The 25630-nt window shown below is 58.1% G+C and carries 28 protein-coding genes; 14 read left to right on the forward strand and 14 right to left on the reverse strand.

The window, feature by feature from the left end; genetic code table 11:
- The first annotated feature begins 26 nt into the window (after positions 1–26).
- The 7 genes from R2A130_RS02390 to aat all read left to right on the forward strand — a co-directional run bounded on the left by R2A130_RS02390 (position 27) and on the right by aat (position 7320).
- Positions 27–689 (forward strand): heme-binding protein, encoded by a 663-nt coding sequence (locus R2A130_RS02390; RefSeq protein ID WP_009463347.1) that lies wholly within the window; start codon positions 27–29, stop codon positions 687–689.
- Positions 690–881: 192 nt separating this feature from the next.
- Positions 882–2480 carry a DEAD/DEAH box helicase gene (locus R2A130_RS02395; RefSeq protein WP_009463351.1) on the forward strand — a complete coding sequence of 533 codons (1599 nt, stop codon included), beginning with the start codon at positions 882–884 and terminating at the stop codon, positions 2478–2480.
- A gap of 128 nt (positions 2481–2608) precedes the next feature.
- Complete coding sequence (locus tag R2A130_RS02400) at positions 2609–3973, forward strand: M48 family metalloprotease (RefSeq protein ID WP_009463353.1); 1365 nt, start codon at positions 2609–2611, stop codon at positions 3971–3973.
- Positions 3974–4014: 41 nt separating this feature from the next.
- Positions 4015–4770 (forward strand): DsbA family protein, encoded by a 756-nt coding sequence (locus tag R2A130_RS02405; protein ID WP_009463355.1) that lies wholly within the window; start codon positions 4015–4017, stop codon positions 4768–4770.
- 83 nt (positions 4771–4853) lie between these two features.
- On the forward strand, positions 4854–5333 hold the full coding sequence (gene accB, locus R2A130_RS02410; protein WP_009463357.1) for an acetyl-CoA carboxylase biotin carboxyl carrier protein: 480 nt from the start codon (positions 4854–4856) through the stop codon (positions 5331–5333).
- Between the two features lie 10 nt (positions 5334–5343).
- Positions 5344–6690, forward strand: a complete 1347-nt coding sequence (accC, locus tag R2A130_RS02415; protein WP_009463359.1) for an acetyl-CoA carboxylase biotin carboxylase subunit — start codon at positions 5344–5346, stop codon at positions 6688–6690.
- Positions 6691–6705: 15 nt separating this feature from the next.
- Positions 6706–7320, forward strand: a complete 615-nt coding sequence (gene aat, locus R2A130_RS02420) for a leucyl/phenylalanyl-tRNA--protein transferase (RefSeq protein ID WP_009463361.1) — start codon at positions 6706–6708, stop codon at positions 7318–7320.
- 3 nt (positions 7321–7323) lie between these two features.
- Here aat and R2A130_RS02425 read toward each other — a convergent pair whose 3' ends face one another.
- From R2A130_RS02425 to gatB, 5 genes are all read right to left on the reverse strand, one after another.
- The gene (locus R2A130_RS02425) at positions 7324–7752 is read right to left on the reverse strand and encodes a DUF2155 domain-containing protein (protein WP_009463363.1); all 429 of its coding nucleotides are present in this window, start codon (positions 7750–7752) and stop codon (positions 7324–7326) included.
- A gap of 77 nt (positions 7753–7829) precedes the next feature.
- Positions 7830–8207 carry an NADH:ubiquinone oxidoreductase subunit NDUFA12 gene (locus R2A130_RS02430; RefSeq protein WP_040304760.1) on the reverse strand — a complete coding sequence of 126 codons (378 nt, stop codon included), beginning with the start codon at positions 8205–8207 and terminating at the stop codon, positions 7830–7832.
- An 84-nt stretch (positions 8208–8291) separates the two neighbouring features.
- Positions 8292–9080, reverse strand: a complete 789-nt coding sequence (locus R2A130_RS02435) for a phytanoyl-CoA dioxygenase family protein (RefSeq protein ID WP_009463366.1) — start codon at positions 9078–9080, stop codon at positions 8292–8294.
- An 18-nt stretch (positions 9081–9098) separates the two neighbouring features.
- The gene (locus tag R2A130_RS17350) at positions 9099–9584 is read right to left on the reverse strand and encodes a GNAT family N-acetyltransferase (RefSeq protein ID WP_009463367.1); all 486 of its coding nucleotides are present in this window, start codon (positions 9582–9584) and stop codon (positions 9099–9101) included.
- Complete coding sequence (gatB, locus tag R2A130_RS02445) at positions 9581–11083, reverse strand: Asp-tRNA(Asn)/Glu-tRNA(Gln) amidotransferase subunit GatB (RefSeq protein WP_009463368.1); 1503 nt, start codon at positions 11081–11083, stop codon at positions 9581–9583. The genes R2A130_RS17350 and gatB overlap by 4 nt, the downstream gene beginning before the upstream one ends.
- A 154-nt stretch (positions 11084–11237) precedes the next feature.
- Between gatB and R2A130_RS02450 the strand changes: the two genes are divergently transcribed.
- Together R2A130_RS02450 and R2A130_RS02455 are read left to right on the forward strand one after the other, a co-directional pair.
- Positions 11238–11738 (forward strand): VOC family protein, encoded by a 501-nt coding sequence (locus tag R2A130_RS02450; RefSeq protein ID WP_009463370.1) that lies wholly within the window; start codon positions 11238–11240, stop codon positions 11736–11738.
- Between the two features lie 703 nt (positions 11739–12441).
- A complete protein-coding gene (locus R2A130_RS02455; RefSeq protein ID WP_009463371.1) occupies positions 12442–12738 on the forward strand; it encodes a GIY-YIG nuclease family protein in 297 nt (98 codons plus the stop codon).
- Positions 12739–12991: 253 nt separating this feature from the next.
- On the opposite strand, the gene R2A130_RS02460 is transcribed toward R2A130_RS02455, so the two are convergent.
- The 4 genes from R2A130_RS02460 to R2A130_RS02475 form a co-directional block, all read right to left on the reverse strand.
- The gene (locus R2A130_RS02460; protein WP_156798361.1) at positions 12992–14071 is read right to left on the reverse strand and encodes a hypothetical protein; all 1080 of its coding nucleotides are present in this window, start codon (positions 14069–14071) and stop codon (positions 12992–12994) included.
- A 64-nt stretch (positions 14072–14135) separates the two neighbouring features.
- Positions 14136–15569 carry an Asp-tRNA(Asn)/Glu-tRNA(Gln) amidotransferase subunit GatA gene (gene gatA, locus R2A130_RS02465; RefSeq protein WP_009463373.1) on the reverse strand — a complete coding sequence of 478 codons (1434 nt, stop codon included), beginning with the start codon at positions 15567–15569 and terminating at the stop codon, positions 14136–14138.
- A 54-nt stretch (positions 15570–15623) separates the two neighbouring features.
- Positions 15624–15911, reverse strand: coding sequence for an Asp-tRNA(Asn)/Glu-tRNA(Gln) amidotransferase subunit GatC (gene gatC / locus R2A130_RS02470; RefSeq protein WP_009463374.1), 288 nt, complete (start codon positions 15909–15911; stop codon positions 15624–15626).
- Between the two features lie 90 nt (positions 15912–16001).
- Positions 16002–16703 carry a metal-dependent hydrolase gene (locus R2A130_RS02475; RefSeq protein ID WP_009463375.1) on the reverse strand — a complete coding sequence of 234 codons (702 nt, stop codon included), beginning with the start codon at positions 16701–16703 and terminating at the stop codon, positions 16002–16004.
- A gap of 29 nt (positions 16704–16732) precedes the next feature.
- Here R2A130_RS02475 and ruvX point away from each other — a divergent pair, with 29 nt between their 5' ends.
- Positions 16733–17215 (forward strand): Holliday junction resolvase RuvX, encoded by a 483-nt coding sequence (gene ruvX, locus R2A130_RS02480; protein ID WP_009463376.1) that lies wholly within the window; start codon positions 16733–16735, stop codon positions 17213–17215.
- Here the strand turns inward: ruvX and R2A130_RS02485 are convergent.
- Entirely contained in the window at positions 17166–17501 is a 336-nt protein-coding gene (locus R2A130_RS02485) for a DUF6105 family protein (RefSeq protein WP_009463377.1), read from the reverse strand. The genes ruvX and R2A130_RS02485 overlap by 50 nt on opposite strands.
- Positions 17502–17608: 107 nt before the next feature.
- Entirely contained in the window at positions 17609–19063 is a 1455-nt protein-coding gene (locus R2A130_RS02490) for an acyl-CoA dehydrogenase (protein WP_009463378.1), read from the reverse strand.
- Positions 19064–19189: 126 nt separating this feature from the next.
- On the opposite strand from R2A130_RS02490, the gene R2A130_RS02495 reads away from it, so the two are divergent.
- From R2A130_RS02495 to dprA, 4 genes are read left to right on the forward strand one after another with little or no spacing between them, the layout of a single operon-like run.
- The gene (locus tag R2A130_RS02495; protein WP_009463379.1) at positions 19190–20185 is read left to right on the forward strand and encodes an aspartate carbamoyltransferase catalytic subunit; all 996 of its coding nucleotides are present in this window, start codon (positions 19190–19192) and stop codon (positions 20183–20185) included.
- Complete coding sequence (pyrC, locus tag R2A130_RS02500) at positions 20182–21486, forward strand: dihydroorotase (protein WP_009463380.1); 1305 nt, start codon at positions 20182–20184, stop codon at positions 21484–21486. Before R2A130_RS02495 ends, pyrC begins: the two co-directional genes overlap by 4 nt.
- 30 nt (positions 21487–21516) lie before the next feature.
- Positions 21517–22137, forward strand: coding sequence for a glycerol-3-phosphate 1-O-acyltransferase PlsY (plsY, locus tag R2A130_RS02505; protein ID WP_009463381.1), 621 nt, complete (start codon positions 21517–21519; stop codon positions 22135–22137).
- Positions 22134–23270 carry a DNA-processing protein DprA gene (gene dprA / locus R2A130_RS02510; protein WP_009463382.1) on the forward strand — a complete coding sequence of 379 codons (1137 nt, stop codon included), beginning with the start codon at positions 22134–22136 and terminating at the stop codon, positions 23268–23270. Before plsY ends, dprA begins: the two co-directional genes overlap by 4 nt.
- 2 nt (positions 23271–23272) lie before the next feature.
- Here dprA and R2A130_RS02515 read toward each other — a convergent pair whose 3' ends face one another.
- The 3 genes from R2A130_RS02515 to R2A130_RS02525 all read right to left on the reverse strand — a co-directional run bounded on the left by R2A130_RS02515 (position 23273) and on the right by R2A130_RS02525 (position 25266).
- Positions 23273–24301: an NAD(P)/FAD-dependent oxidoreductase gene (locus R2A130_RS02515; protein ID WP_009463383.1), complete on the reverse strand. Its 1029-nt coding sequence runs from the start codon at positions 24299–24301 to the stop codon at positions 23273–23275.
- A gap of 134 nt (positions 24302–24435) precedes the next feature.
- Complete coding sequence (locus tag R2A130_RS02520) at positions 24436–24756, reverse strand: 2Fe-2S iron-sulfur cluster-binding protein (protein ID WP_009463384.1); 321 nt, start codon at positions 24754–24756, stop codon at positions 24436–24438.
- 93 nt (positions 24757–24849) lie between these two features.
- Complete coding sequence (locus tag R2A130_RS02525; protein ID WP_009463385.1) at positions 24850–25266, reverse strand: Hpt domain-containing protein; 417 nt, start codon at positions 25264–25266, stop codon at positions 24850–24852.
- Between the last annotated feature and the right edge of the window lie 364 nt (positions 25267–25630).

The raw sequence follows: 25630 nt of genomic DNA on the forward strand, positions 1-25630 counted from the left end.
GCATTATCCAGACTAGAGACAACCTCATGCTTCGCACATTTATGACGACCGCCCTCACCTCCCTTGCCATGCTGACACCCAGCTTTGCGGCAGATCAAATCGAAGGTCCGGAATTCGAGGTCATCAAAGCGGTAGACGGTGTCGAGTTGCGCGCATACGCGACGTATCTTGTGGCCGAGGTCGATGTGAAAGCGGACGATCGTCGCGCAGCAAGCCAGATGGGTTTTGCACCTCTCGCCAGCTATATTTTTGGCAAGAACAGGCCCGGCGAGAAAATTGCGATGACCGCTCCGGTAACAACCCAACCTGTTACAGAACGACAGCCAATGGGCGGTGGCGATGGTGCAAAAATTGCTATGACGGCTCCGGTAACAACTACGCCAACAGAGGATGGTCTTTACACAATCCGGTTCACGATGCCGAAAAAGTGGACGATGGAAACGCTGCCGAAGCCTGAAAGCGATAGTGTGCGGCTGATCGAAGTTCCAGCCAAGAAACTCGTTGCTGCGGGCTATGTGGGGCCACGCAATGAAGAGACGGCGGCAAGCTTAAATGCAAAGCTGGATAGTTTTGCTGCAGCCAACGACATCGTGCTCGCTCCGGGCATGATAAGCGCCGGTTATGATGGTCCCAACACACCCGCCGCCAAGCGTCGCTGGGAAGTCATGCGGGAAGTTCTGGCCGACTGAGTGACTGCTCGGCGGGCCGCTGTTCCCCCTCTGTTTGACATAATTGGCGCTGCGGCCTACTCAACGGGCGTTCTGGCGGCTTGCGATATGCGTATGCCGCTCCCGTTTGCCGGCGCGAGGTCGGCTGATCGACCCCTTCCCCGCCGCTGACGACGCCATGCCGGACGCGGCCAAAGCAAAGCCAAAGCACACATGAAATTTTCCGACCTCGGGTTGTCCCCGAAAGTCTTGGCGGCTGTCGAAGCCTCCGGTTACACCGAGCCAACGCCCATTCAGGCGCAGGCCATCCCCGAAGTCCTGAACCGCCGCGATGTCATGGGCATTGCCCAAACCGGTACGGGCAAAACTGCGGCCTTTACGCTACCCATGATTTCGCTCTCAGAAAAAGGCCGTGCTCGCGCCAGAATGCCCCGCACGCTGATCCTTGAACCGACGCGCGAACTTGCTGCTCAGGTTGAGCAGAATTTCGAGAAATACGCGGTAAACCACAAGCTCAACGTGGCCCTTCTCATCGGCGGCACGTCGATGGAAAAGCAGATGAAGATCCTTGATCGCGGAGCTGATGTGCTGATCGCGACGCCAGGCCGTCTGCTGGACCTGTTCGAGCGTGGTCGCATCTTGATGAATGGCGTAGAAATCCTCGTCATCGATGAAGCCGACCGCATGTTGGACATGGGTTTCATTCCCGACATCGAGCGCATCGTGAAAATGGTGCCGTTCACGCGCCAGACGCTTTTCTTCTCGGCAACCATGCCGCCGATTATCGAAAAATTGGCTGACCAGTTCCTGCAAAATCCTGTTCAGGTGATGGTGGCTGCTGCTGCAACAACGGCAAAAACCGTCGAGCAAAAGCTGGTCAAAGCTCCGAAAAAGGACTTCGAAAAACGCGCCAAGCTGCGCGATGTGATCGACAGTCAGGACAACATCAAGAACGCTATCATCTTCTGCAATCGCAAGGTGGATGTGGCGACGCTGCACCGGTCCATGACCAAGCGCGGCTATTCCGTCGGTTCGCTGCATGGTGATATGGACCAGTCCGCACGCATGAAGACACTGGCCGCTTTCCGCGACAATGAGATCACGCATCTTGTGGCGTCCGATGTTGCCGCGCGCGGCCTCGATATTCCCGACGTTTCCCACGTCTTCAACTATGATGTGCCGATCCATCCGGACGACTATGTGCACCGCATTGGCCGCTGCGGCCGAGCCGGTCGCGATGGTTGGGCGTTCACCTTCGTCACGCCTGCCGATGATCGCTACATCAAAGCAGTGATGGCTCTGACCGGCGACGAGATCGAATATCTTGGCCGCGCGCCTATCGCAAAAGCCGACGATGCGGATGAGGCCGACGACAAGCCAAAGCGCGGCCGTCGTGCAGCGCCGAAATCCGATGATTCAGGCGAAGCGCCCAAACGCGCCAGACGCAGCAAACGCGCAGCGCCTGCCGAAGACGAAGCCGCACCGGAAGCTGAAACCGATGGCGAAGAACGATCCACAAAGCGCCCTCGCCGCACATCACGCCGTGCACCGGAGCAAGAGACCAAGGTTGAAGAGGCTGCACCGGTCGCCGCTAAGGAACCTGCTGAACGACAAGAGCGCCCCAAGCGCGAACCGCGCCGTGACGACAGGGCTGAAAAGAAGCCCAACGATCGTAACAATGACCGCAACAATGATGGTAACAGGGGCGGCGGACGTGACCGGTCCCGGAACCACGACGATGACGGCCCGACCAGCAAAGGATTGGGCGATCACGTTCCCGCCTTCCTGTTGCAGCCGACCGGCAAATCCTGATCGGAACCAACGATCATTTCGGCGTCTCGCAACATCGTGAGCGCCGACCTGCTCTTTGCCATCGAAAGGCCCTGTTTGCTGGGCTAAGAATGGGTTGTGTCGGAGACAGGAATGCGAACAGTGCTGCCATGGTGATACGGTTTTTCAAAAGCCTGCTGGCGGTTTTTCTTGCGGTCGCAATATCGACACCAACGACGATCGCAAATGCGCAAAGCCGTGGCATCTCGCTTGTTCGCGATGCTGAAACCGAAGCTCTCATCCGCATGTATGCCGCCCCTCTGATGAAGGCTGCAGGCCTTCGTCGTGGCTCGGTAGAATTCATCATCGTCAACGACCCAAGCTTCAATGCTTTCGTTTCCGGGCGCGGAATGTTCATCAACACCGGACTTTTGTTGCAGGCGGAAACACCTGACGAAGTTATTGGCGTGATCGCTCATGAGTTTGGCCACATCATTGGCGGCCATCAGGTTAAGCTGCGGGAACGCATGGAAAATGCCCGCCGCATCGCCCGTTGGACAAGCCTTCTGGGCGTTGGCATTGCTGCTGCAGGTGCTGTTTCCGGCAGTGGCAACACTGCGCAGGCGGGTGCAGCAATCGCCACAGGTGGTGGTGGCATCGCGATGCGCGACATTCTTCAATACCGTCGCGGAGAAGAAACGGCTGCTGACCGAACAGCCGTTCGGTTGCTGAAGGCAACAGGTCAAAGCCCCCGTGGTTTAATCAAGACGTTTGAACGGCTTGCCCGCGCATCATCAATTATTGGCGGTCGTATAGACCCCTATCTGCGCAGCCACCCTGCCCCGAACGAACGTATCCGCGATCTCACGAGTGCCGTGCAGTCCAGCCCTTACAAAAACAAACCAATTCCTGCTTCCATGCAAGCGCGTCACGATCTCGTCCGCGCTAAACTGGCAGCCTATGTTGGCGGCAGCAGCTACGCCCGCTCTTTGTTGCAAAACAAAAGCCTTTCCGAGAATGCCCGGATCTACGGTCGCGCTATAACCACCTATCTTTATGGCTCGCCCCGTCGTGCCATTCCGATGATCAATAAGCTCTTGGACCGTATGCCAAACAACGCCTACGCCCACGAAATGAAGGGCGAAATTTTGCTACGATCAGGTCGGGCAAAACAAGCCGCTCCTCACTTTCGTAAGGCTGTTAAGCTCGACGGCACCGGTGCCGGTATTCTTCGCATTCAACTGGGCCACGCCCTTTTGGAGAGTGGCAATCGTAAGGATTTGCCGGAAGCAATTGATCAACTGCGCAAAGGTGTAAGCCGCGATCCTACTGCTGTTGCCGGCTACCAGTATCTGGCCCGCGCATATGGCGAGACGGACCAGACAGCACGCGCTCTGCTTGCCTCTGCAGAATATGCTGTTCGCACCGGGCGTCGCGGACAAGCCCGCAGCTTTGCGGAACGTGCTCAAAAAGGTTTCAAGCGCGGCGAACCTGGTTGGCTTCGCGCGCAAGACATCATCGGTTATAAGAACTAACTTTGCACGACCTGTGCCGCGCTTGCGAAAGGCCTTACTCTATGTCCGTCAAATTTCTGCGCAGTGCGCTATGCGCTATCGCCATCATGTTGCCTGCACCCGCATTGGCTTTGGACGATACAGACAAAGCTGCGGTCGAGCAGATCATTCGTGATTACCTGTTGGCCAACCCGGAATTGATGGTCGAGGTGCAGCAGGCGCTTGAGGCCAAGCAGCAAGCAGAGGCTGCAGAAACGGCCAAGCGCGCACTGGATGAAAACCGCGAGACAATCTTCGCTTCGGCTAATCAGGGTATCATCGGAAATCCTGAGGGTGACGTAACGGTAGTCGAATTTTTCGACTACAATTGCAGTTTTTGCCAACGCGCCATGGAAGACATGAACACGCTTTTGGAAAGCGATAAGAACCTGAAATTCGTGATGAAAGAGCTGCCAATTTTGTCGCAAGGTTCTGTTGAAGCCAGCCGCGTATCAACCGGCGTCTACCGCCTGTTCCCTGAGAAATACGAGGAATTCCATAACAAGTTGCTGTCGCTTCAAGGCATGAAAGACGGCAATCGCGCCCTTCGTATCGCGCAGGAAATGGGCCTCGATATTGATGCCATCAACACCGAAGGGCAGAAACCCGATGTGTTGGACGCTTTCCGCGAAGCCAACGACCTCGCCAACAGCTTGGGAATCAACGGCACACCATCCTACGTCATCGGCGATGAGGTTATTTTTGGAGCCTTGGGTGCCGATACATTGCGCGAAAAAATCGAAAACGTGCGCCAATGCGGCAAAACCACCTGTTCATAGGCGAATTCGACGCTCAAACCTGTCGACGCCCCCATGCCAGCGTGGCATGACTGATTCATGTAAATAGTCCGGGAACCATAGCTATGTCCGCATCCAAGAACGCGAAAACAGCAATCGACACCAAGCTCATTCGCGAATTGGCAGAGATGCTGACCGATACCGACCTGAACGAGATCGAGGTCGGCCTTGGCGAATTCCACGTTCGTTTGGCACGTGGCGCAGTCGCCGTTGCTGCGCCGATGCAAGTTCAGCCTGCCGCAGCAGCCCCTGCCCCGGTTGCAGCCGCTTCACCTGCTGCCGCTGTTCCGGCAGAGGCACCTGCCGGTGCCGGTGAGCCGGTACCCTCTCCCATGGTCGGTACCGCCTATCTGTCACCAGCACCTGGTGCAGATGTGTTTGTGAAGGTCGGAGACAAAATCAAAAAAGGCGACACGATCCTGATCGTCGAGGCCATGAAGACGATGAACCAGATCGCTTCGCCGCGAGATGGCACGGTCGAATCCATCAACGTGGTCGACGGCCAGCCAGTGGAGTTCGGCGAAGCTCTGGTCATGCTGAGCTGAGGCGGCTGAGATGTTTAACAAGGTTCTGATCGCCAACCGGGGCGAAATCGCGCTGCGCATTTTGCGCGCTTGCAAGGAAATGGGCATTCCAACGGTTGCCGTGCACTCCACGGCTGACGCAAATGCCATGCACGTGCGACTGGCGGACCAAAGCGTTTGTATCGGGCCGCCAGCATCGCGCGATTCCTATCTCAATGTGCACCAGATCATCGCAGCCTGCGAAGTGACCGGCGCTGACGCGATCCATCCCGGCTACGGTTTTCTGTCGGAGAATGCCAAGTTCGCCGAGATACTCGAAGCTCATAACATCACATTCATCGGTCCATCTTCCGCACACATCTCCATGATGGGTGACAAGATCGTTGCCAAACAGACAGCCAAAGAATTGGGCATTCCAATTGTTCCCGGTTCCGATGGTGCTGTGACCGAGTTGGATGATGCCCGCCGCATCGCCAATGACATCGGCTATCCCGTCATCATCAAAGCCGCATCCGGCGGTGGTGGCCGTGGCATGAAGGTCGTCAACAATGACGACGAAATGACAACAGCCCTACAGACAACCCGCACCGAAGCGGGCGCTGCGTTTGGCGATGATTCTGTCTATATCGAGAAATACCTCGCTACACCTCGCCACATCGAAGTGCAGGTTATGGGCGATGGCAAGGGTCGTGGTGTTCATCTTGGTGAGCGAGACTGCTCACTTCAGCGTCGCCATCAAAAGGTGCTGGAAGAGGCCAATTCCCCTGCCCTGACCGTTGAGCAGCGTGAGAGAATCGGCGGCATCTGCGCCAAAGCAATCGGCGACATGGGCTATAGCGGCGCAGGTACGATTGAATTCCTTTACGAGAACGGCGAATTCTACTTCATCGAAATGAACACCCGATTGCAGGTCGAGCATCCGGTCACCGAGATGATCACCCGAATCGATCTGGTCAACGAGCAGCTCAACGTGGCCATGGGCAACGGCATGACATTCGAACAGAAAGACGTGCGCTTTCAGGGCCACGCCATCGAGTGCCGCATCAACGCTGAAAACGCGCGCACCTTCGTGCCGTCACCCGGGGAAATTACGTACTACCACCCGCCCGGTGGCTTGGGTGTCCGAGTCGATTCCGGTGTGTTTTCCGGCTACCGCGTGCCGCCATATTACGACAGCCTCATCGGCAAATTGATCGTCGTTGGCCGTACGCGTACCGAGTGCCTGAACCGCCTTCGCCGTGCGCTGGACGAGTTCGTGGTGGATGGTATCGATACAACCCTGCCTCTGTTTCAGGATCTCGTGCGCAACGAAGACGTGATTGCAGGCGATTACGACATCCACTGGCTGGAGAAATATCTGGCCAACAAAACCGACTGATCCTTTCCAGCTACGATGTCGAATATCGACAATTTGATGATGGAGATCACGCCGGAAGTCCTGCTCAAAGCGTATGCGAGCGGTATTTTCCCTATGGCAGATTCTGCCGACGACCCAGGCTTGTTCTGGGTGGAGCCGGACTATCGCGGCGTCATCCCGCTTGATGGTTTTCACACGCCAAAACGGCTTGCCCGCACCATCCGTCAGGAAAAATTCGACCTCCGTATCAGCACGGCTTTCGAGCGGACTGTCGATCTATGCGCGGAAGAAGCGCCAGATCGTAAAGAGACATGGATCAACCAACGGATTCGTCAGCTCTACAGTGAGCTGCATCTTATGGGACATGCGCACAGCGTGGAGAGTTGGCTGGATGGCGAACTGGTAGGCGGCCTTTATGGCGTATCGCTGGGCGGTGCGTTTTTCGGGGAAAGCATGTTTTCCCGCACCCGCGACGCCTCCAAAGTTGCGTTAGCGCATCTGGTGGACCGGCTGAATTTCAACAGATTTGTTCTGTTGGACACCCAGTTCAATACGGAACATTTGAGCCAGTTCGGCGCATTGGAAATCCCCAAGCGTGACTATCTCAAATTGCTATCGGATGCTTTGGACGTGGAAGCTCGCTTCGTCTGACGACTAGTTGGTTGATGGCGGTGGTGGTGGCACATCCGAAGTCTGCTTGCAGGCTTTCAGCCACACATCGTTCACAGGGTGCTCGATGGCGTTCAACCCCGGGCTTTCGGCAAACATCCAACCGGAGAAGATCCGGCGGATGCGACGGTCGAGTGTGATTTCGTCGACTTCGATGAAGGACGTGGTCTTGGGCGTTTCCGCAGCCGAGCTTGAATAGCATGCGCGCGGCGTAAGTTCGAGCTGACCGAATTTTACGGTCTCGTCCATATAGACGTCGAACGTGGTGATGCGTCCGGTGATCTTGTCGAGACCGGCAAACACGGCGACCTTGTTGGCAATCCGCGAGATCTGCTCTTCTTCAGTAAAGCCATCTGTCTGGGCTAAAGCCGTGCTGGCAACAGTTGCCATCAGTGCGGCCATTAGAATTCGCATCATATTCGCCGCCATTTGCATCTGATTGTTTTGCACGTGCCGCCGGAATGTGGCGACAGTGTTGGTTATGGGGTGAACTATGGAGTCCAAGCCTCGTAGTCGGCGGCAGGCTTGTCGCGTGATGCAGCGTTCGCAAGCGAACCTTGCGGGCGATAGGCAGCTGCCGTGCCCGTCATGTTAGCAAGATGCGGCTTTTCCCATTCGCGCAATTCGTATTCTTCGTCGGCCGGCGAAACATCGGTGCGGTGATGCAACCAACCGTGCCAACCGGCCGGAACACGAGAAGCGTCTATGTCACCATTATAGGTGATCCAGCGTTTGTCTTCAGCAGAGCGATAATACCGGTTTCCGCTGGCGTCTTCGCCAACAAGCTCGCCATTGCGCCAAGTGAAAAACCGCGTGCCGAGCGTTTGCCCGTGCCACCAAGTGAAGAATTGCAGGAAGAAGTTTTTCATGTTGCCGCTCATTTCGCGCCGCTAACCGCAACGCACCCTCGTATATTTCGTTGTTAAACCTGAATGCCGATCAGGTCCACCGCGTCATTCGGCATAGACAGTTGGAAACCAGTCTTCCGGCAGCGTATCGTTCATGGAAAGCTTCAAACCCATTTGCGGAAACGGCGGTGAAACCGCGTGAGGGCGCTCAACATAACGGGCATCATCGCCCGTAAAGCGAAAGCTGACCGCCCGCCGCCGTGTGGGCATCGGGTTCGGTGGCGCGTCGTGCAACGTGTGAAAATCAAAGGCCAGCACGTCACCACGCTTCACCGCAAAGGACACGATGTTCGGATCATCTTCAGCGATTTCCGGAAAGGGTTCATAGGCCGTGGTGTCGCCTTCTAGCGGCTCCAGCGTTTTGAAACGACGCGGCATGTAGGTCTTTGCGCCGACGTGAGAACCTTTGAGAAAATTCAGGCTCTGCGCTTCGTCCACATCATCAAGCGGCACCCAAAGGCTGACGGTCTGCGGACCGGCCACACAGTAATACGGCATGTCTTGGTGCCACGGCGTTGCGGAAGAATTGCCGGGCTCTTTGACCAGCACATGCTCGTGAAAGAATTGCGCACGCTTTGCACCCATCAAGTTGGCAGCCAGTTCGCCCAGTGGGCCATCGCGGGCAATGTTGATGAAGGTCGGGATGCGTTGCCAGTTTACGTAGTCACCGAAATAGGCACCGCCTTCTTCTGCGTGGTTGGCTCCATGTGGACCTGGTGCTGCCATGTTGGTCTCGACGGCCTGAGCGAGCCGGTCCAGCCAGCCAGTATCCAGCACATCGCGGATGACGGCCACACCATCGCGACGAAAGGTTTCAACGGTCTCGTTCGTCATCGGAATTACCCGTCCTGTTCAGCCAACTGTCTTGTCAAAAATAATCGCCGAAATTCCGGCCAAACCGCCGCAGGCATCCGTTTCACCGTCGCGAGTATAGCCCACCGTTTCATAGAAGCGGATAGCATCGTCATTGCCGCGCAGAACATCCAGCCAGATGCGCGAGTCCGGAAAAAGCTGCTGCTCAAGATTGCCGAGCAACGCCTTACCGATACCAAGACCTTTCATCTGCGGATCGACATGCAGCCGGTCAACATACATGCCGTCTTTCTGGAACGCGTAAAGATGGCCCACGACCTTTTCACCCTGCAACGCCACCAGAAACCGGTCCTGTATTCGCGCTGCTTGCTCGCGGAACACATCGGCTGAGTGCCGCGTCGTGATGATTTCTTCCGTCTCCGCCTGCCCGATCAATGCCGGATAGGTGGACAGCCAAGAGCGGTTCGTAAGGTCACGAGCATCAGCAACCTCGGTGCCATGTGCGCGGCGTACAACGACACTCATTCGCCAATCTTCGCCCGCAGCAGATCGTTCACCGCCTTCGGATTGGCTTTGCCGCCGGTTGCTTTCATCACCTGCCCGACGAACCAGCCCAGCATCGCGGGCTTTTCCTTGGCCTGCGCCACCTTTTCAGGGTTGGCTGCGATGATCTCGTCCACGGCCGCTTCGATTGCACCAGTATCGGTGACCTGTGCCATGCCACGATCTTCAACGATTTTGGCTGGGTCGCCGCCCTCGTTCCAGATGATTTCAAAAACGTCCTTCGCGATCTTGCCGGAAATCGTGTCGGCCTTGATGAGGTCGATGATACCACCCAACTGAGCTGCGCTGACAGGTGAGTCCGCCAAATCGGTTCCGGCCTTGTTGAGCGCACCCAACAGGTCATTGATCGTCCAGTTTGCGGCCAGTTTGGCATCGCGGCCTTCGGCAACCTGCTCGTAATAATCGCCCACAGCCTTGTCGGCGACGAGGATGGAGGCATCGTACTCGCTCAAGCCATTGGCTTGGAAGCGCGCCCGCTTTTCGTCCGGCAATTCCGGCAGTTCTGCGCGGATGGTTTCGACGTAGGCATCGTCGAACTCCAGCGGCAGCAGGTCCGGGTCTGGGAAGTAGCGGTAATCATGCGCTTCTTCTTTCGACCGCATAGACCGCGTTTCGCCCTTCACTGGGTCGAACAGACGGGTTTCCTGATCGATCTTGCCGCCCTCTTCCAGAATATCGATCTGGCGACGGGCTTCGTAGTCGATGGCCTGGCCCATGAAGCGGATGGAGTTGACGTTCTTGATCTCGCAGCGCGTGCCGAACTCGCCACCGGGTTTGCGCACGGACACGTTCACATCAGCCCGCATGGAGCCTTGGTCCATGTTGCCGTCGCAGGTGCCGAGATAGCGCAGGATCGAGCGCAGCTTGGTGACGTAGGCTTTCGCCTCGTCGATGGAGCGAATGTCCGGCTTAGACACGATTTCCATGAGTGCTACGCCGGAACGGTTGAGGTCCACGTAGCTCATGGTCGGGTGCTGGTCGTGCATCGATTTACCTGCATCCTGCTCCAGATGCAGCCGCTCGACGCCGATTTCGACGCTTTCGAAATCGCCCTTCTTGTCCGGCCCCACCTGCACCTGCACGACGCCTTCACCGACGATGGGGTGGTAAAGCTGGCTGATCTGATAGCCCTGCGGCAGATCGGGATAGAAGTAGTTCTTGCGGTCGAAGGCGCTTTTCTTGTTGATCTGCGCGTTCAGCCCAAGCCCTGTTTTCACGGCTTGCCGCACGCAGTGCTCGTTGATGACGGGCAGCATGCCGGGCATGGCGGCGTCGACCAGCGACACGTGGCTGTTCTGCTCTGCGCCGAAACCGGTGGAGGAGCCGGAAAACAATTTCGCCTCGCTCGTCACCTGCGCGTGGACTTCCAGCCCGATGACCAGCTCCCACGGGTGGTCTTCACCGGGGAAGAAATGGGCTTCGTTGGGCGTGCGGGTATCGACGAGTGCTGGGGCGGACATGGATGCGGACCTGAGCGTTTACGAATGGGGAGGTTTCCCGCAATTCATAAGCCCGTGCGGCGCTTTTGTCAGCCCTCAATCATCCGTGATGCAGCCTTGAAAATTTCCGCCCAACCCCGACCTTGAAGGCCGATCACCACACGAGACCACGCCCATGACCTCCCCCACCCCTTTTTCTGCTCCGGCAGGTACCCGCATCGGCCATGTGCATCTGCGCGTGTCGGACCTCGAACGGTCCATCGCCTTTTACCGCGATGTCATCGGCCTGAAGCTGATGCAGCGCTATGGCACGCAGGCGGCTTTTTTGGCGGCGGATGATTATCACCACCATATCGGCCTCAACACGTGGGAAAGCCGTGGCGGTGCGCCCGCGCCGAAGGGGCATCCCGGCCTGTTCCACACCGCCTTTCTCTACCCCGACCGCAAAAGCCTCGGCGCGGCAATCGCACAGGTTGCGAAATGCGGGGTCGGCCTTACGGGGGCCGCCGACCACGGCGTGAGCGAGGCCGTCTATCTCGATGATCCCGATGGCAACGGCATCGAACTCTACACCGACCGCGCCATGGACGAGTGGCCGCGCGGTGCCGATGGCGAGTTGGAAATCGTCAACGCGCCGCTGGATGTGGACGCCCTCGTGGCGCTGGCGACCACCTGAAAGCCGCGCTGGCGAAAAGCTGAGCCGAACACCCGAACGGCCCGCTGGCAGACGTGCGAAAGCGCCCGCCGGTGCGCTTGTTGGTGCGGCACCGCGGGGTTTGCATCAGTCCTGGCCCGAAACCTGGAAAGTTCGGGAACCGGTGGGGCGTGATAGGCAACCCGTTAGCCGGTAGTTTCCGGCGAAAAGGGTTTCCCCTCACGCCCCACCCGGTTCTTGCTGCGGTGAGGAGTTTCACCTCACATTGCCCTGACACACCACTACATCCGTGTCCGTTACCAGACACGCCTGCACACCACGGCCGACGGAAGCGCGAACAACCGCCCGGGAAGAGAGCGCGGGGCTCCAAAGCAAACGGCCGTTAAACCCGCCACCCCGGAAGAACCGACCCCACACGACGACACAAACGGAGCGCCCCGCCGGTTCCCTGTGTGGGGATGGGGGCAGTGTGGCATGGGTGGTTGGGGACAAATTTATTCAGCGATCCCTGCTCATCCCAAATTCCTTTGTCATCCCCGCGCAGGCGGGGACCCACTCATCAACAAGCTCTCAACGCCGCAAAAGGACCGACGCGGCTCCACCCCACTCCCTGATCACCACATCATTCAGCAGAAAAGTGGGTCCCCGCCTGCGCGGGGATGACAGTCGAGGGGGTAGCGAACTCCTAGCGTGACAATCCCAGCCCCACCCTTCACGCTACCTCATGCCCCGTGACCACCACTATTATGCCTATCTCCTCACCAGCCGTCCGCACGGCACACTTTACTGCGGCGTCACCAACGATCTCTACCGCCGCCTACTAGAGCACCGCGAGGGTAAAGCTGCCGGTTTCACAAACAAATACGACGTCCACCGTCTTGTTTGGTTCGAAGAACATGGCGACATCGAACTCGCCATCGCCCGTGAGAAGGCCATCAAGAAGTGGAACCGCGCATGGAAAATACGGCTGATCGAGGAAGGCAACCCGATGTGGGATGATCTCGGCATAGCGATCTTGTGAGACGGTTCAGACCATAAATGCCAGCTAACACCCACCACCGTCCCCATTACCCCTCACCGCTTGTCATCCCCGCGAAGGCGGGGACCCACTTCTCCGCGAAATGATGTGGCGATGGTAAAGCGATGACTGACCAGCATCGCATTGCCGCCGCTGTACATAGAGCTTGTTGAAGAGTGGATCCCCGCCTGCGCGGGGATGACAAAGCCAGACACTGTTACTGTGCGGTCGCGGGTCGAAAACTAGCAACTCCTAATTAGCTCTGCGACTTCTCAAAGCCCATTTTCCAATCCAACAACAGGGTCTCTACATCTGGCGAATGCCCAGACTTCAGAACATACATCAAGGCAGTACGGACAACATTGACTACCGTGAGCGCTTGTTCCGCGGTCGGTTCCTGTCCTCTATGAAGAGTGTTTTGACGAATGTCGTAGACTTCTAACGTCTTAGCAAAGGCTCTATCTCGCTCATCGGCACGAAAGCTGGTCAGAACAGCGACGCATTTTGATATAGTTTTCGCCGTGTCACGCCGCTCGCTTCGGAAAATCCGTTCAAGAGCCATGAAAGAAAAGGTCACAGACTTTCGAAGATTATCCGCCACGCAACTTTCATCAAAGAGTGTCATGCACTCACGCAGAAAAACCAAGTCCTCGAAAGTTTGAAGCAATCTAATAATTTCCGAGATGTGTCGCAAAATATCGCCATCAATTGTGATGACGCTGTCAGAAATTTGAAATCTTTGACGCAACCCGTCACGAACTTTGAAGATTGGTTGTTCTAAATTTAAAGACGGAGGATGGAAACTTGTGCTGGAAACATAAGGGACATCCACTGCTGGTGCGGTGGCCAACCGAATAACGCATGCGATCAACCAAATTTGTTCCTCTACGCTTTCTTCAAACGCACCGGTCGCTGGATCAACAACTAGTTGACAGTGCGCTGTGCCTTCAATGCCGTTGTCTAAAGCGACCCAAGGCGATGGTTTCGCCTTGCCTTTTTCCGCTGGAGAATAGGATGCCAACACCGGCGCGAATGCGTTGAAGTAGATTTTTTCTAACCAGATACCTTGTTCTAGCTTCACGTTATCTTTGGATATCTTTAGTCCGCGTAGCATTCCAAACCGCATCCCATGCTTGACGGCATGTTCCGCTTGCGATGCGTTGATGGAATTAGCGATGTCACCGATAACTCTATTGGCTACTAACGTAGCGACCGCTGTCCTAAACGCCCAAAGAGAACAACCTAACGAGTCACTGAGTTGAGAACGAGCCCGCTTTGCTGTTTCTGCGTGGTTAGACGCTGCGATCTCAAGTCGGGTCAACTCAAAATCGGTCAATCTAGAGGTCGGTTTTGTTGCTTTGAACTTGCCTCTCATTGACCAAAGCGTTGGCGTCCAAGCTTCACAAAACTGCCCCCACCCGGAACAAATCCTCTTCCCCGAATGGCTTCCCAATCAGTTGCAACCCTAGCGGCAATCCCTTCGCGTCCACGCCTGCTGGCACGGCGATGCCCGGCAGTCCCGCCATGTTCACCGTTACCGTGAACACGTCATTCAAATACATCGCGACGGGGTCTTCCTGTTTGCTCACGTCGCCGATGGGGAATGCGGCGCTGGGGGTGGCGGGGGTGAGGATGCAGTCGATGCCATCCGCGTAGGCGCGTTCGAAATCCTGCTTGATGAGCGTGCGAACCTTTTGGGCGCGGGTGTAGTAGGCGTCGTAGAAGCCGGCCGACAGCACATAGGTGCCGATCATGATGCGGCGCTGCACCTCGTCGCCGAAGCCTGCGGCGCGGGTGCGCTCGTACATATCGGTGATGTTCTCGCCATCCACCCGCAGCCCGTAGCGCACACCATCATAGCGGGCGAGGTTCGACGAGGCTTCCGCAGGGGCCACGATGTAATAGGCGGGCAGCGCGTATTTGGTGTGGGGCAGCGAGATATCGACGATCTCCGCGCCCGCATCACGGAGCCGCTCGGCGCCCTCTTTCCAAAGCGCATCGATCTCATCGGACATGCCGTCCATTCGGTATTCGCGCGGAATGCCGATCTTCATGCCCTTGATGGACTTGCCCACGGCGGCCTCGTAGTCCGGCACCGGCATGTCGACGCAGGTGGTGTCCTTAGCGTCGCTGCTCGCCATGCTCCGCAGCATGATCGCGGCATCGCGCACGGTGCGGGTGATGGGGCCAGCCTGATCGAGCGACGAGGCGAACGCCACCATGCCCCAGCGCGAACAGCGACCATAGGTGGGCTTGATGCCCACGGTGCCGGTGAGTGCCGCTGGCTGGCGGATCGAGCCGCCGGTGTCCGACGCGGTAGCCGCCGCGCACATGTTCGCCGCAACCGCTGCTGCGCTGCCACCCGACGAGCCGCCGGGGACGAGGTCTTCGGTTTCGCTTACAGGGTTCACTACCGCGCCGTAATAGGACGTCTCGTTGGACGACCCCATGGCGAACTCGTCCATGTTCAGCTTGCCCAGCATCACCGCGCCATCATCCCACAGGTTCTGCGTGACGGTGGATTCGTAGGGCGGCTTGAAGCCATCGAGAATGTGGGAACACGCTTGGGTGTGGACGCCCTTGGTGGCGTAGAGATCCTTGATGCCCAGCGGCACACCTTCCAACGGGCGCGCGGTGCCAGCGGCAATCGCCTTGTCGGAAGCACCCGCCATCTCGCGGGCCTGCTCCGCCGTGGTGACGATGTATGCGTTAAGGCGCTCGTTCTTGGCCTCGATCGCGCCGAGGTAAGCGTCCGTCACCTCACGGGCGGAGAAGGATTTGGCGGCATAGCCATCGCGCAGGTCTGCGATGGTGAGGGCGGTGAGATCGGTCATGGGCGGGCGGTCCGGCTTAATGTGATGCTTGGAATGGCGGCTGTAAGCAATTGTCTATTCGACGACTTTAGGAACCGCGAAGAAGTTGTCATCGCTTCCCGGCGCGTTGGCGGTGACGGCCTCGGCCATCTCGCCATCGGTCACCACATCGGCGCGTTTTCGCATGTCCATGTCGACCACGGAGGTCATGGGTTCGACGCCCTCGACATCGACTTCCTGCAGCTGCTCCACGAAGCCGAGGATGGTGTTCAGCTCCGGCACCAGCTCTTCGGCGCGCTCATCAGAAACACGGATGCGGGACAGCGCAGCAACGCGCTTTACGGTGGCAAGATCGACGGACATGGGCGGGGCTTTCGATGAAGCTGGAATGGGCGGAAGTTTCTGCCCCGCTTCTAGCGACGGGACGGCGGGGAATAAAGCCCCTGCCTTCTTCTACAACTCTAGCGAACCGCCCGGTTCCACCACCTTCACCGTGTCGCTGCTGTTCATTGCGGCCACGAAGCTGTCTGCCGACTGGTCGATGATGGGGAATGAGCCGTAGTGGCAGGGCACGATGGTCTCGAATTTGAAGTAGCGCTGGCAGGCTAGCGCTGCGACTGCGCCGCCCATGGTGAAGCGGTCGCCGATGGGGACGAGACCAATCTGCGGCTGGTGGAGTTCCTGAATAAGCGCCATGTCGCCGAAAATATCGGTGTCGCCCATGTGATACACGCTGGGGCCATCGGCGAAATGAAAGACCAAGCCGTTGGCGCTGCCGAGATCGTGGGACACGCCGTTCTCATCCACATGGGTGGAGGAATGGAATGCCTGGGTGAAGGTGACCGAAAAACCTTCGTGGTGCAGCGTGCCGCCGGTGTTGCCGCCATCGGTGTTGGCCACGCCTTTTGCAGCAAGCCAGCTGGTGAGGTCGAAATTACCGATCACCGTCGCGCCGGTTTCTGCTGCAATCGCCACCGTATCGCCCACGTGGTCGCCATGGCCGTGGGTGAGCGCGATGTGGGTGATGCCCTCAATAGCCTCTGCCCTGCCCGCTTCATCGAAGCTTGGATTGCCGGAAAAGAACGGGTCGATGAGGATGTGAGCTGCGCCCGCGTCGATGCGGAAGGCGGAATGGCCGAGGAAGGTGAGTTTCATATCAAGCTGCCTTGTCTATAAGCGCAGCCATGGACGCTACGAATCCCGCAGAGTTGGCCCAATTTGCCGATGCCTTGCAAGGCAGCGGACGGCTTTTGGGTATCGATCTTGGTACCAAAACTATCGGGCTGGCGATCAGCGATGAGAATTGGGCCATTTCTTCTCCGGTGCGAACCATCAAACGCACGAAATTCACGCCAGACGTTCAGGCCATGCTGGAATTCGCCACGGCAGAACGGGTGTCCGGCATCGTGATTGGGTTGCCGTTGAACATGGACGGGTCGGAGGGGCCGCGCGCGCAATCTTCGCGCGCTTTCGCCCGTAATCTGTCACGGCTGACGGAGTTACCCATTCAGCTTTGGGACGAAAGCCTGTCCACCAGCGAGGCGCTGGAGGGTGTCAGCGCCAAGAAGGCCGCGCAGATGAAAGCTGACGGCAAGCTGGATGCCTTGGCGGCCAGCCTTATTCTGCAGGGATGCTGCGACGCGATGCGGGCTTTGCCGCCGCGATAAAGCTGCCGATCTTTGCCTTGGCCTGAGGCCACCAGCGGGCGCGCATACGAAACGCGATGAGCAGTGGAATAATGACAGCGCTGTCGAAAATAACCGCTTTCACCACCATGCCGGGTATGATCTGCGGGTCGATGCCCAACAGATTGCCGTAAATCTGCATGATGTGATCGAAAAATGCGCGGCTGAAGAACTGATAGCCGAAATGCATATCGTTGGCGGCAAGGCCGCCCCAGATGCCGAGCAAAACAATAGGTGCCAGCCAAAGGATCAATAGAGTTCGAAACACAAAATACGCCGCCGCGTGCAGATTCCAGTTGCAGCTAGAATGCTTGGCTGGCCCTGCTCGCGCAAATTCATACTTAAGAGAAGGTTAACATCCCCGTATTCCGGCGGTTACGCCCTGTGGATAGACGCGCAACCTAGCGCTTCCAGAATATCACCAGCATCGTGGCGGGCATCCAACATACCGTAGCTGCTGCGCCACGGGCGGCCCAAACGGGTCTCAGTAAAGGCTTCTGCCAATATGCCCGGCGCGATACGCTGCAACTCTGCAGCTGCTGCTGCAAAGGCCAGCTGTTCCATGAACATGCGGATCGAACCCGGGTCGGCCACCGCCATTTCGCGTGACGAGCGCAACACATTGGCCGTGCCCTCACCGCTTTCGCCAAGGTCTTGCGCCACACGATCCACGACACGGTCCACGGTGCGCGGGCCGCGACGGGCGATCTGTGCGACATCATCGCAAAGCGCTGCGGGCGAGCGGGCCGGTTCTGTGGTTAGGCCACATTCAGCGAGGACTGGCGCCAACAAGCGACCGCTCCAGAAGGCTGCAACGGGGGCCATCAGGCGGGCGTATCCGGCTTCTACGGGGTCATCGGCCGCACGGTCGAAACTGGCGGCTAACCGCAAGGCAAGCGCATGGGCTGCGGCCACATCGAGCGCGGCATCTGCCAGCGCCCGCAACTGCGCGTCATTATGAGCGGTTTCTGCTGCGCGGGAGATCGCTGCTTTCATTGTTCCTGCTTCTATGACGGCGCGATCAAGGCGTAGGAGCGTTGTGAGTTCAGCCATCACATCTGCACCGTCACCAGGACGACCGATTGGTTGGGCTGGAACATTGGCAAAGTCGCAGTGCGCTGCGCCATCTGAAATCGAAAGCCGTAAGCCGGATGATGCGGCAGCGTAACGGTCGATAACGAAACAGGTTTCTGCTTGTGGCGGTCCGTTTGCGGTGGTTTGGCCCCGCACGAGAATGAGATCAGCGGCGGGCGCTGGTAGCGGAAGCCCACGACCGGTGATGGTCCAGCCACCCTCGCCTTTTTCAGCCGTCATCACCGCGTCCACGGCGAGCGCTACGGTGAGCCCCTGTTTTTCAGCCGATAGTCTGGCTCCGGTATCGTATTGGCGCGACATGAGGCCGGACGCCCAGCGGCCAAGGCTTTCGCTGTCGTTCATCAACGCCGCCATGCTGGCATGGGTGTGCGACAGCAATGTCAGATGTGTCGGTTCCAGCGTGGCGGCAGTTGCCAGACGCAAAGCGCGGGTGAGATGCCGCGCGCCCGCCTCGACTTCCTCGTTACTCCAAACAGAACCAGCGAGACCAGCGGTGACCCCACGGCGAGCAAGCGCGTGGAAGGCGGGATGGAAATCAAAGGCAGCAGCATCGCCGTCCAAACGGGGCTGAAACAACGTGGTCAGCCTCGCCAATTCCTTCGCCTGTCGCGCTTCTGTATAGATCGCTAGCTCTGCAAGATCTTCCAGCACAGGGTCCGGCAGGCCGTTGGCCGCGCCATTCAGTACCGTGTTTCGTGAAAAGGCATTGGCTGCCCGTGTCGTATCGTTTGCCAAGGTTGCGTCCACTTTGCCGATTCACCATGTGCAGCTCTCATAACACGGCGCGGCGTTAACGGCAGTGTGGGAAACAACACCATACCGGTTGCGTGGGCGAACCCTCGCGCCTATCACCCACCTTTAATGACAAATCATTCTTCACAGCAGCCGCGCTCAGAATTGGACGCGCCGGCATTTCGCCTGCCCGGCTTCGGCCTGAGGCATCTTTTAGGCATCGAAGGCGTATCGCCTGCGGATCTTGTGGCGCTGCTGGACCGCGCTGATGAGATGGTGGACGTTTCCAAGCGCACCGATAAAAGCCGCGCTACGCTGGCGGGCCGCACGCTGATCAACCTGTTCTACGAAAACTCTACCCGCACCAGCTCGTCCTTCGAGATTGCGGGCAAGCGGTTGGGCATGGATGTGATCAACATGGCGGTGGCGACGTCGTCTGTAAAAAAAGGCGAAACGCTGCTCGACACAGCCGCCACCCTGAACGCCATGAACCCCGATCTGCTGGTCATGCGCCACAGCGCAGCCGGTGCAGCGGCCTTGCTGGCGCAAAAGGTCGGCTGTGCGGTCATCAACGCGGGCGATGGCGCACACGAACACCCGACACAGGCGCTGCTGGATGCGCTGACGATCCGCCGCCACAAAGGCTCTATCGAAGGGCTTGTCGTGGCGATTTGCGGCGACATCGCCCATTCGCGGGTGGCGCGATCCAACATCCACCTACTCAACGCGCTGGGCGCTCAGGTGCGGGTCATCGGGCCTTCGACGCTTTGCCCCAGTTCGATTGCGGACCTTGGCGTAACGGTCTTCCGATCTATGGAAGACGGCCTGCCTGGCTGCGATGTGGTGATGATGCTGCGATTGCAGACCGAACGTATGGCCGGTGCCTTCATCCCGTCCGCCCGCGAATTCTACCGCTATTTCGGTCTTACCGAGAAGCGCGTGAAACTGGCGAAGAAGAACGCCATCGTCATGCACCCCGGTCCGATGAACCGTGGTGTGGAAATCGCATCCACCATCGCCGACGGCGTGCAAAGCGTGATTGTCGAACAGGTGGAAATGGGTGTGGCCGTTCGAATGGCGGTGATGGAAATGTTGGCGCAAGCCCGTGAAGGAGACGCACAATGAAACAGTCTCCACCCCGCCGCCGCCTGTTCATCAACGCACGCATCATGGACCCGGAAACGGGTCTGGATATCCATGGCGATGTGCTGGCCGAAAAAGGCAAGATTACCGCTATCGGCAAAGGCTTGTCGCGCGACGAATTCGCTGACGGCAAAGGGATCGTCGATTGTCAGGGCGCCGTTCTCGCACCCGGCCTGGTCGACGCCCGCGTGTTCATCGGGGAACCCGGCGGCGAACATCGCGAAACCATCAAGACCGCTGGCCGTGCCGCAGCCGCCGGTGGCGTGACGACCATGGTGATGATGCCGGACACCGACCCGGTGATAGACGATGTATCGCTAGTGGACTTTGTTCGCGCCACGGCCAGCGCAAAATCCCCCGTCCGCATTCTGCCCGCTGCTGCGCTTTCCAAAGGGCAAAACGGCGAGATGATGACCGAGATGGGCTTGCTGAAAGACGCCGGTGCTGTTGCCTTCACCGATGGCCGAAAGACCATCGCCAACTCGCAGATGATGCGCCGCGCTCTAACATATTCCGCTGACATCGGCGCGCTTGTGATGGCCAGCCACCGCGATCCACATCTGGGCAGCGGCGTCATGAACGCAGGCATCAACGCCACCCGCATGGGGCTGTCGGGCATTCCACGCGAGGCCGAGATCATCCCGCTGGAACGCGACATGCGGTTGGTGGCAATGACGGGGGCGAAATATCACGCCTCTTGCCTGTCTACGGCAGAATCGGTGGAAGTGCTGGCCCGCGCGAAAGATGCAGGACGAGACGTAACGGGCGGTGTGGCTGTCGCCAATCTTTGCTTGTCTGAACTCGATATCGGTCCCTACCGCACCTTCTTCAAAGTCTCGCCACCGTTGCGTTCGGTCGACGATCGTCTTGCCATGGTGGAGGGTATCCGCTCCGGGGCTCTGGACATGATCGTGTCGAACCATGATCCGCAGGATGTCGATACAAAACGCCTGCCGTTTTCAGAAGCTGCCGACGGTGCCGTGGGCCTTGAAAGCTTATTGGCTGCAGCACTGCGCCTGCACCACAGCGACGACATTCCGCTGATGCGCGTTCTCAAATGCCTCAGCCTCGCACCTGCTCGTCGCCTTGGCCGAAAGTGTGGACGTATCACGAAAGGTGCGCGTGCAGATTTCGTGATCTTCGACCCCGATGCGCCTTGGAAGCTGGACGACACCAAATTGCGCTCTCGCTCGCGCAACACGCCGTTCCAAGATGCGTTGTTGCAAGGACGGGTCTTGAAAACGGTTGTCGCTGGCCGCACGGTCTTTTCTCAAGAGGACTAACTTCGTTATCAACGAAAGAACTGGCCGCTGATGTCTCTGACCATCTTCATTTTTGCGTTCCTGATGGGCTACCTCTCAGGTTCCATTCCCTTCGGTCTGCTGGTGGCGAAGATCGGCGGCGCGGGCGATGTTCGCTCCATCGGTTCCGGCAATATCGGCGCAACCAATGTGCTGCGGACGGGCCGCAAGGGCTTGGCGCTTACCACGCTGCTGTTCGACGTTATGAAGGGGTTTGTGCCCGTCATGACGTTCCTGTCGCTCGGCGGCGGAGAACCGACGCTTGCGGTTTTAGCAGGTCTGGGGGCGTTCCTCGGTCACCTCTACCCCGTGTGGCTAAAAGGCAAAGGCGGTAAAGGTGTCGCCACTTATCTGGGCGTTTTGGCAGGCTTTTCGTGGTGGGGCGTGGTGGTCTTCGCTGTGGTTTGGCTGGCGACTGCCTATGCGAGTAAATACTCCTCGCTGGCCGCTCTATTGGCCGCAGTTGCCGTGCCGATTGCGCTATGGAGTTCCCCCGCAATCGCCCCTGCGGTGACAGGGCTATTTCTCGTCATGTCTGCGCTGATTTTCTGGCGGCATCGGGCGAACATCGACCGGCTGACGAACCATCGCGAGCCTAAGATCGGCGCCAAGAAAACCGACGAACCGGCATGAGCGATGCGCTTGCGCCTACCGCTGGGATCCGGCTTGCAGACGAGCAAAAGCTGGCATGGCTGCGCCTCATTCGCACCCCGCGCGTCGGGCCTGCAACGTTCATTGATCTGATCCGCCGTTTCGGGACGGCGAGTGAGGCGTTGAACGCCCTGCCCGATTTGGCAGCAAAGGCTGGCGCGAAAGCGATCAAAGTTGCTGATGCCGATATCGCAAAGCGCGAGATGGATGCGCTCACAAGAGGTGGCGGAGATTTCGTGTGCCTTGGTGAGCCAGATTACCCGCCTGCCCTGCGCTTTGGCGACAGGCCACCGCCGGTGTTGGCAATACGAGGTGACAGAACTGCGTTGGGCCGCGATGCTGTGGCCATCGTTGGGTCGCGCAATGCCTCGGTGGCGGGGCTGAAACTCACCGCCCAATTCGCACGAGATATCGGTTCGTCGGACTACCTCATCGTTTCCGGTTTGGCCCGTGGCGTTGATTCTGCCGCTCACAAAGCAAGTATTGAGACGGGCACGGTGGCTGTGTTCGCAGGCGGCGTTGACCACCTTTATCCGCCTGAAAACGGGCCGTTGCTGGACGCCATTCTTGCTACTGGTGGTGCGGCGATTTCCGAAATGCCGTTGGGCTTCAAACCCCGCGCGCAGGACTTTCCCCGCCGCAACCGCATCGTGGCCGGTATGGCGATGGGGCTGGTTGTGGTGGAAGCGGCGAAGCGTTCCGGTTCGCTTATCTCCGCACGGTTGGCGAATGAAATGGGGCGACAGGTTTTCGCCGTTCCCGGCTCACCGTTGGACCCGCGCAGTGAGGGTACGAACCACCTTATCCGTCAAGGCGCTGAGCTGGCGCGCAATGGTGCGGATGTGGTTGCGGCATTGCAGCCACTGACCGATGCGCAAGGTCAGCTGTCTTATTCTCTGAACGATAGTGACTATGAAACAGATGGTTACGAAGACAATCTAAATCAAAGTGACAGAGAGAAATTGCAACGCTCCTTATCCCACGCGCCTGTCGATATAGACGATCTCATCCGCCATACGGACCTGCCCGCTGGTGCGGTGCAGATGTTGCTGCTTGAGATGGACCTTGCAGGAACCATCGAGCGACACAGCGGTAATCGCGTGTCGCTCGCGTGATTTTATACGCCCAGCTTCTTTTGCAGGCTGGTCGACGACGTTGTGTACTGGAACACGATACGCTCGTCGGGCGCGATGTGTTTTTTGGCGGCGTGGGCCATTAGCGCGGCTTCATGGAAACCGGACAGGATGAGCTTCAACTTGCCGGGATAGGTGTTGATGTCGCCGATCGCAAAAATGCCCTCTTCGCTCGTGGCGAATTTTTCGGTGTCCACGGGAATGAGGTTCTGGTCGAGGTTCAAGCCCCAATCTGCAATCGGACCGAGCTTCATGGTGAGGCCGAAAAACGGCAGCACGCGGGTGCACGGCACGTCGATCATATCGCCTTCGGAGGTTTTGACCGTAGCCGAAGTGACCTGACCGTTTTCACCGTTCAGACCGGTGACCTGACCGAGGTGCATCGCCATTTCACCGGCCTCTACCTTGGCGCGCATTTTGTTCACGCTATCGGGCGCTGCACGGAAAGCATCGCGGCGGTGCAGCAAAGTGACCGATTTTGCGATTGGGTGCAGGTTCAGCGTCCAGTCGAGTGCCGAGTCTCCACCACCCACGATGAGAATGTCTTCATCGCGGAACTCTTCCATGCGGCGCACGGAATAAAAGACCGATGTGTCTTCATATTCTTCGATACCCGGCACAGGCGGACGCTTGGGCTGGAATGAGCCGCCACCGGCAGCGATCACAACGACCTTGCAGGCGATCTTCTCATCTTCGTCGGTTGTGACGATGAACGAGCCATCATCCTGCTTTTCGAGACCTGCAACCATGCGGTTGAAGTGGAACTCAGGGCCGAATGGCTGGATCTGCTCCATCAAACGGTCGGTAAGACCTTGGCCTGAAATCTCCGGCCATGCCGGAATGTCGTAGATCGGTTTTTCGGGATAAAGCTCAGCGCACTGGCCGCCCGGGCGATCCAGAATATCGATCAGGTGGCATTTCAGGTCCAACAGGCCGAGTTCGAAAACAGCGAACAAGCCAACCGGCCCAGCGCCTACGATGACGACGTCAGTTTCTGCGATGGTATCGGACATGAATCAGCTTCCAGAAATCAGTTTATCGGACGCACTCGTCCGTTTCCGCTCATATGCGGATGAGTGGTGTGCTCCACAAGGAATGGAATTCCCCGCGAGGCGGGGCAACGTGGCAAATTCGTTCGCTTAGACGCTTAGGCTTGGCGTTCAGGCACCCGAACGATCAGGCCGTCCAACTCGTCACGCACTTTAACCTGGCACGATAGGCGGGAATTGGGCTGCACATCGTAGGCGAAGTCCAACATGTCTTCTTCCATGGCTTCCGGTGCACCGGCCTTCTCGGTCCATGCTTCATCGACATAGACGTGGCAGGTCGCGCAGGCGCATGCGCCGCCGCACTCGGCTTCGATGCCGGGCACTGCGTTGCGGATGGCATTTTCCATGACGGTGGAGCCGTTTTCAGCGTCGACTTCGAACTTCGTGCCGTCGTGGGTAATATAGGTGACTTTGGCCATGACAACGGCTCCGAGTGCTGCAACTTGTATTGATTGGCGGTGTAACCCGCCGATGCGTCAAGTCAAGCTGACAGTGACGCGCAGCCAATATGACTACATATCAATGAGCGCACCGATGAAGCGGTTGGTCTGGTCCAGTGTATCAGCAAAGCCATCGATCAGCGCGGTGCGGTCGGGGTGTTTTTCCAAGACAGCGGCCTCTTCCGCCAACTGCCAGGCACCGATGCCCAACGCGGAGCCACGCAAGGTGTGGGCGGCCATCGAACGCGCTTTATCGTCGGCCGCATGCCGAATGCGCTCCAGATAAAGATCGGACTGGGCGCGGAACAGCGCAAGAATTTCGACTTCCAAGGAGCGGTTGCCCAATGATTGGCGTGCCAGATGGACCATATCCACCGGCGCATCACTACGCTGTTCTGCGCCGCCCTTATTTGCGCGATGAGCGACTGCCGGACCTTCGGCACGGGTAGCGACATAGGCATGGGCAGATGAAAAAGCAGCGCGGGGCATTTTTGGTATCCTTGAAACCGTGGTCCGGTACAACACGCACCGGTTATGTTTCAATTCACGCCGGTTACATTGACGGGTCGTTAAACACGGCGGGAAATTTTTGGTATGGTGAATTTTCACACCGTCCGCGTGACACATATGTTGCGCCCAAAACGCAAAAACGGCCTCAAACGTTAACCAAACTTAACGAATTGCCCGGTGGGCAACCATGATTCCTGTACCATTCGGGCGTTGTGCACCCTATTAAAGGCGTGCGGCGGGACGGCTGCCAACAACCGAAATGCGCCTGTAAACCGGCCATTTCTCTATCATCCGCCCCGAAACTACTGGCCTGCGCGGGAATGCGCAGCGCTTTTGTATTAAG

The organism is Ahrensia sp. R2A130 (assembly GCF_000179775.1).
Lineage (GTDB): Bacteria > Pseudomonadota > Alphaproteobacteria > Rhizobiales > Rhizobiaceae > Pseudahrensia.

Coding starts and splice junctions, on each gene's coding strand:
- pyrC (WP_009463380.1), top strand. CDS start 20,182: ATGAAACAGTCTCCACCCCGCCGCCGCCTGTTCATCAACGCACGCATC.
- dprA (WP_009463382.1), top strand. CDS start 22,134: ATGAGCGATGCGCTTGCGCCTACCGCTGGGATCCGGCTTGCAGACGAG.
- gatB (WP_009463368.1), bottom strand. CDS start 11,083: ATGTCCGCCCCAGCACTCGTCGATACCCGCACGCCCAACGAAGCCCAT.
- R2A130_RS02395 (WP_009463351.1), top strand. CDS start 882: ATGAAATTTTCCGACCTCGGGTTGTCCCCGAAAGTCTTGGCGGCTGTC.
- R2A130_RS02450 (WP_009463370.1), top strand. CDS start 11,238: ATGACCTCCCCCACCCCTTTTTCTGCTCCGGCAGGTACCCGCATCGGC.
- R2A130_RS02405 (WP_009463355.1), top strand. CDS start 4,015: ATGTCCGTCAAATTTCTGCGCAGTGCGCTATGCGCTATCGCCATCATG.
- R2A130_RS02520 (WP_009463384.1), bottom strand. CDS start 24,756: ATGGCCAAAGTCACCTATATTACCCACGACGGCACGAAGTTCGAAGTC.
- plsY (WP_009463381.1), top strand. CDS start 21,517: ATGTCTCTGACCATCTTCATTTTTGCGTTCCTGATGGGCTACCTCTCA.
- gatC (WP_009463374.1), bottom strand. CDS start 15,911: ATGTCCGTCGATCTTGCCACCGTAAAGCGCGTTGCTGCGCTGTCCCGC.
- R2A130_RS02425 (WP_009463363.1), bottom strand. CDS start 7,752: ATGCGAATTCTAATGGCCGCACTGATGGCAACTGTTGCCAGCACGGCT.
- gatA (WP_009463373.1), bottom strand. CDS start 15,569: ATGACCGATCTCACCGCCCTCACCATCGCAGACCTGCGCGATGGCTAT.
- R2A130_RS02495 (WP_009463379.1), top strand. CDS start 19,190: ATGACAAATCATTCTTCACAGCAGCCGCGCTCAGAATTGGACGCGCCG.
- R2A130_RS02430 (WP_040304760.1), bottom strand. CDS start 8,207: ATGAAAAACTTCTTCCTGCAATTCTTCACTTGGTGGCACGGGCAAACG.
- accC (WP_009463359.1), top strand. CDS start 5,344: ATGTTTAACAAGGTTCTGATCGCCAACCGGGGCGAAATCGCGCTGCGC.
- R2A130_RS02475 (WP_009463375.1), bottom strand. CDS start 16,703: ATGAAACTCACCTTCCTCGGCCATTCCGCCTTCCGCATCGACGCGGGC.
- R2A130_RS02515 (WP_009463383.1), bottom strand. CDS start 24,301: ATGTCCGATACCATCGCAGAAACTGACGTCGTCATCGTAGGCGCTGGG.
- R2A130_RS02400 (WP_009463353.1), top strand. CDS start 2,609: ATGGTGATACGGTTTTTCAAAAGCCTGCTGGCGGTTTTTCTTGCGGTC.
- R2A130_RS17350 (WP_009463367.1), bottom strand. CDS start 9,584: ATGAGTGTCGTTGTACGCCGCGCACATGGCACCGAGGTTGCTGATGCT.
- aat (WP_009463361.1), top strand. CDS start 6,706: ATGTCGAATATCGACAATTTGATGATGGAGATCACGCCGGAAGTCCTG.
- R2A130_RS02435 (WP_009463366.1), bottom strand. CDS start 9,080: ATGACGAACGAGACCGTTGAAACCTTTCGTCGCGATGGTGTGGCCGTC.
- R2A130_RS02390 (WP_009463347.1), top strand. CDS start 27: ATGCTTCGCACATTTATGACGACCGCCCTCACCTCCCTTGCCATGCTG.
- R2A130_RS02455 (WP_009463371.1), top strand. CDS start 12,442: ATGCCCCGTGACCACCACTATTATGCCTATCTCCTCACCAGCCGTCCG.
- R2A130_RS02525 (WP_009463385.1), bottom strand. CDS start 25,266: ATGCCCCGCGCTGCTTTTTCATCTGCCCATGCCTATGTCGCTACCCGT.
- ruvX (WP_009463376.1), top strand. CDS start 16,733: ATGGACGCTACGAATCCCGCAGAGTTGGCCCAATTTGCCGATGCCTTG.
- accB (WP_009463357.1), top strand. CDS start 4,854: ATGTCCGCATCCAAGAACGCGAAAACAGCAATCGACACCAAGCTCATT.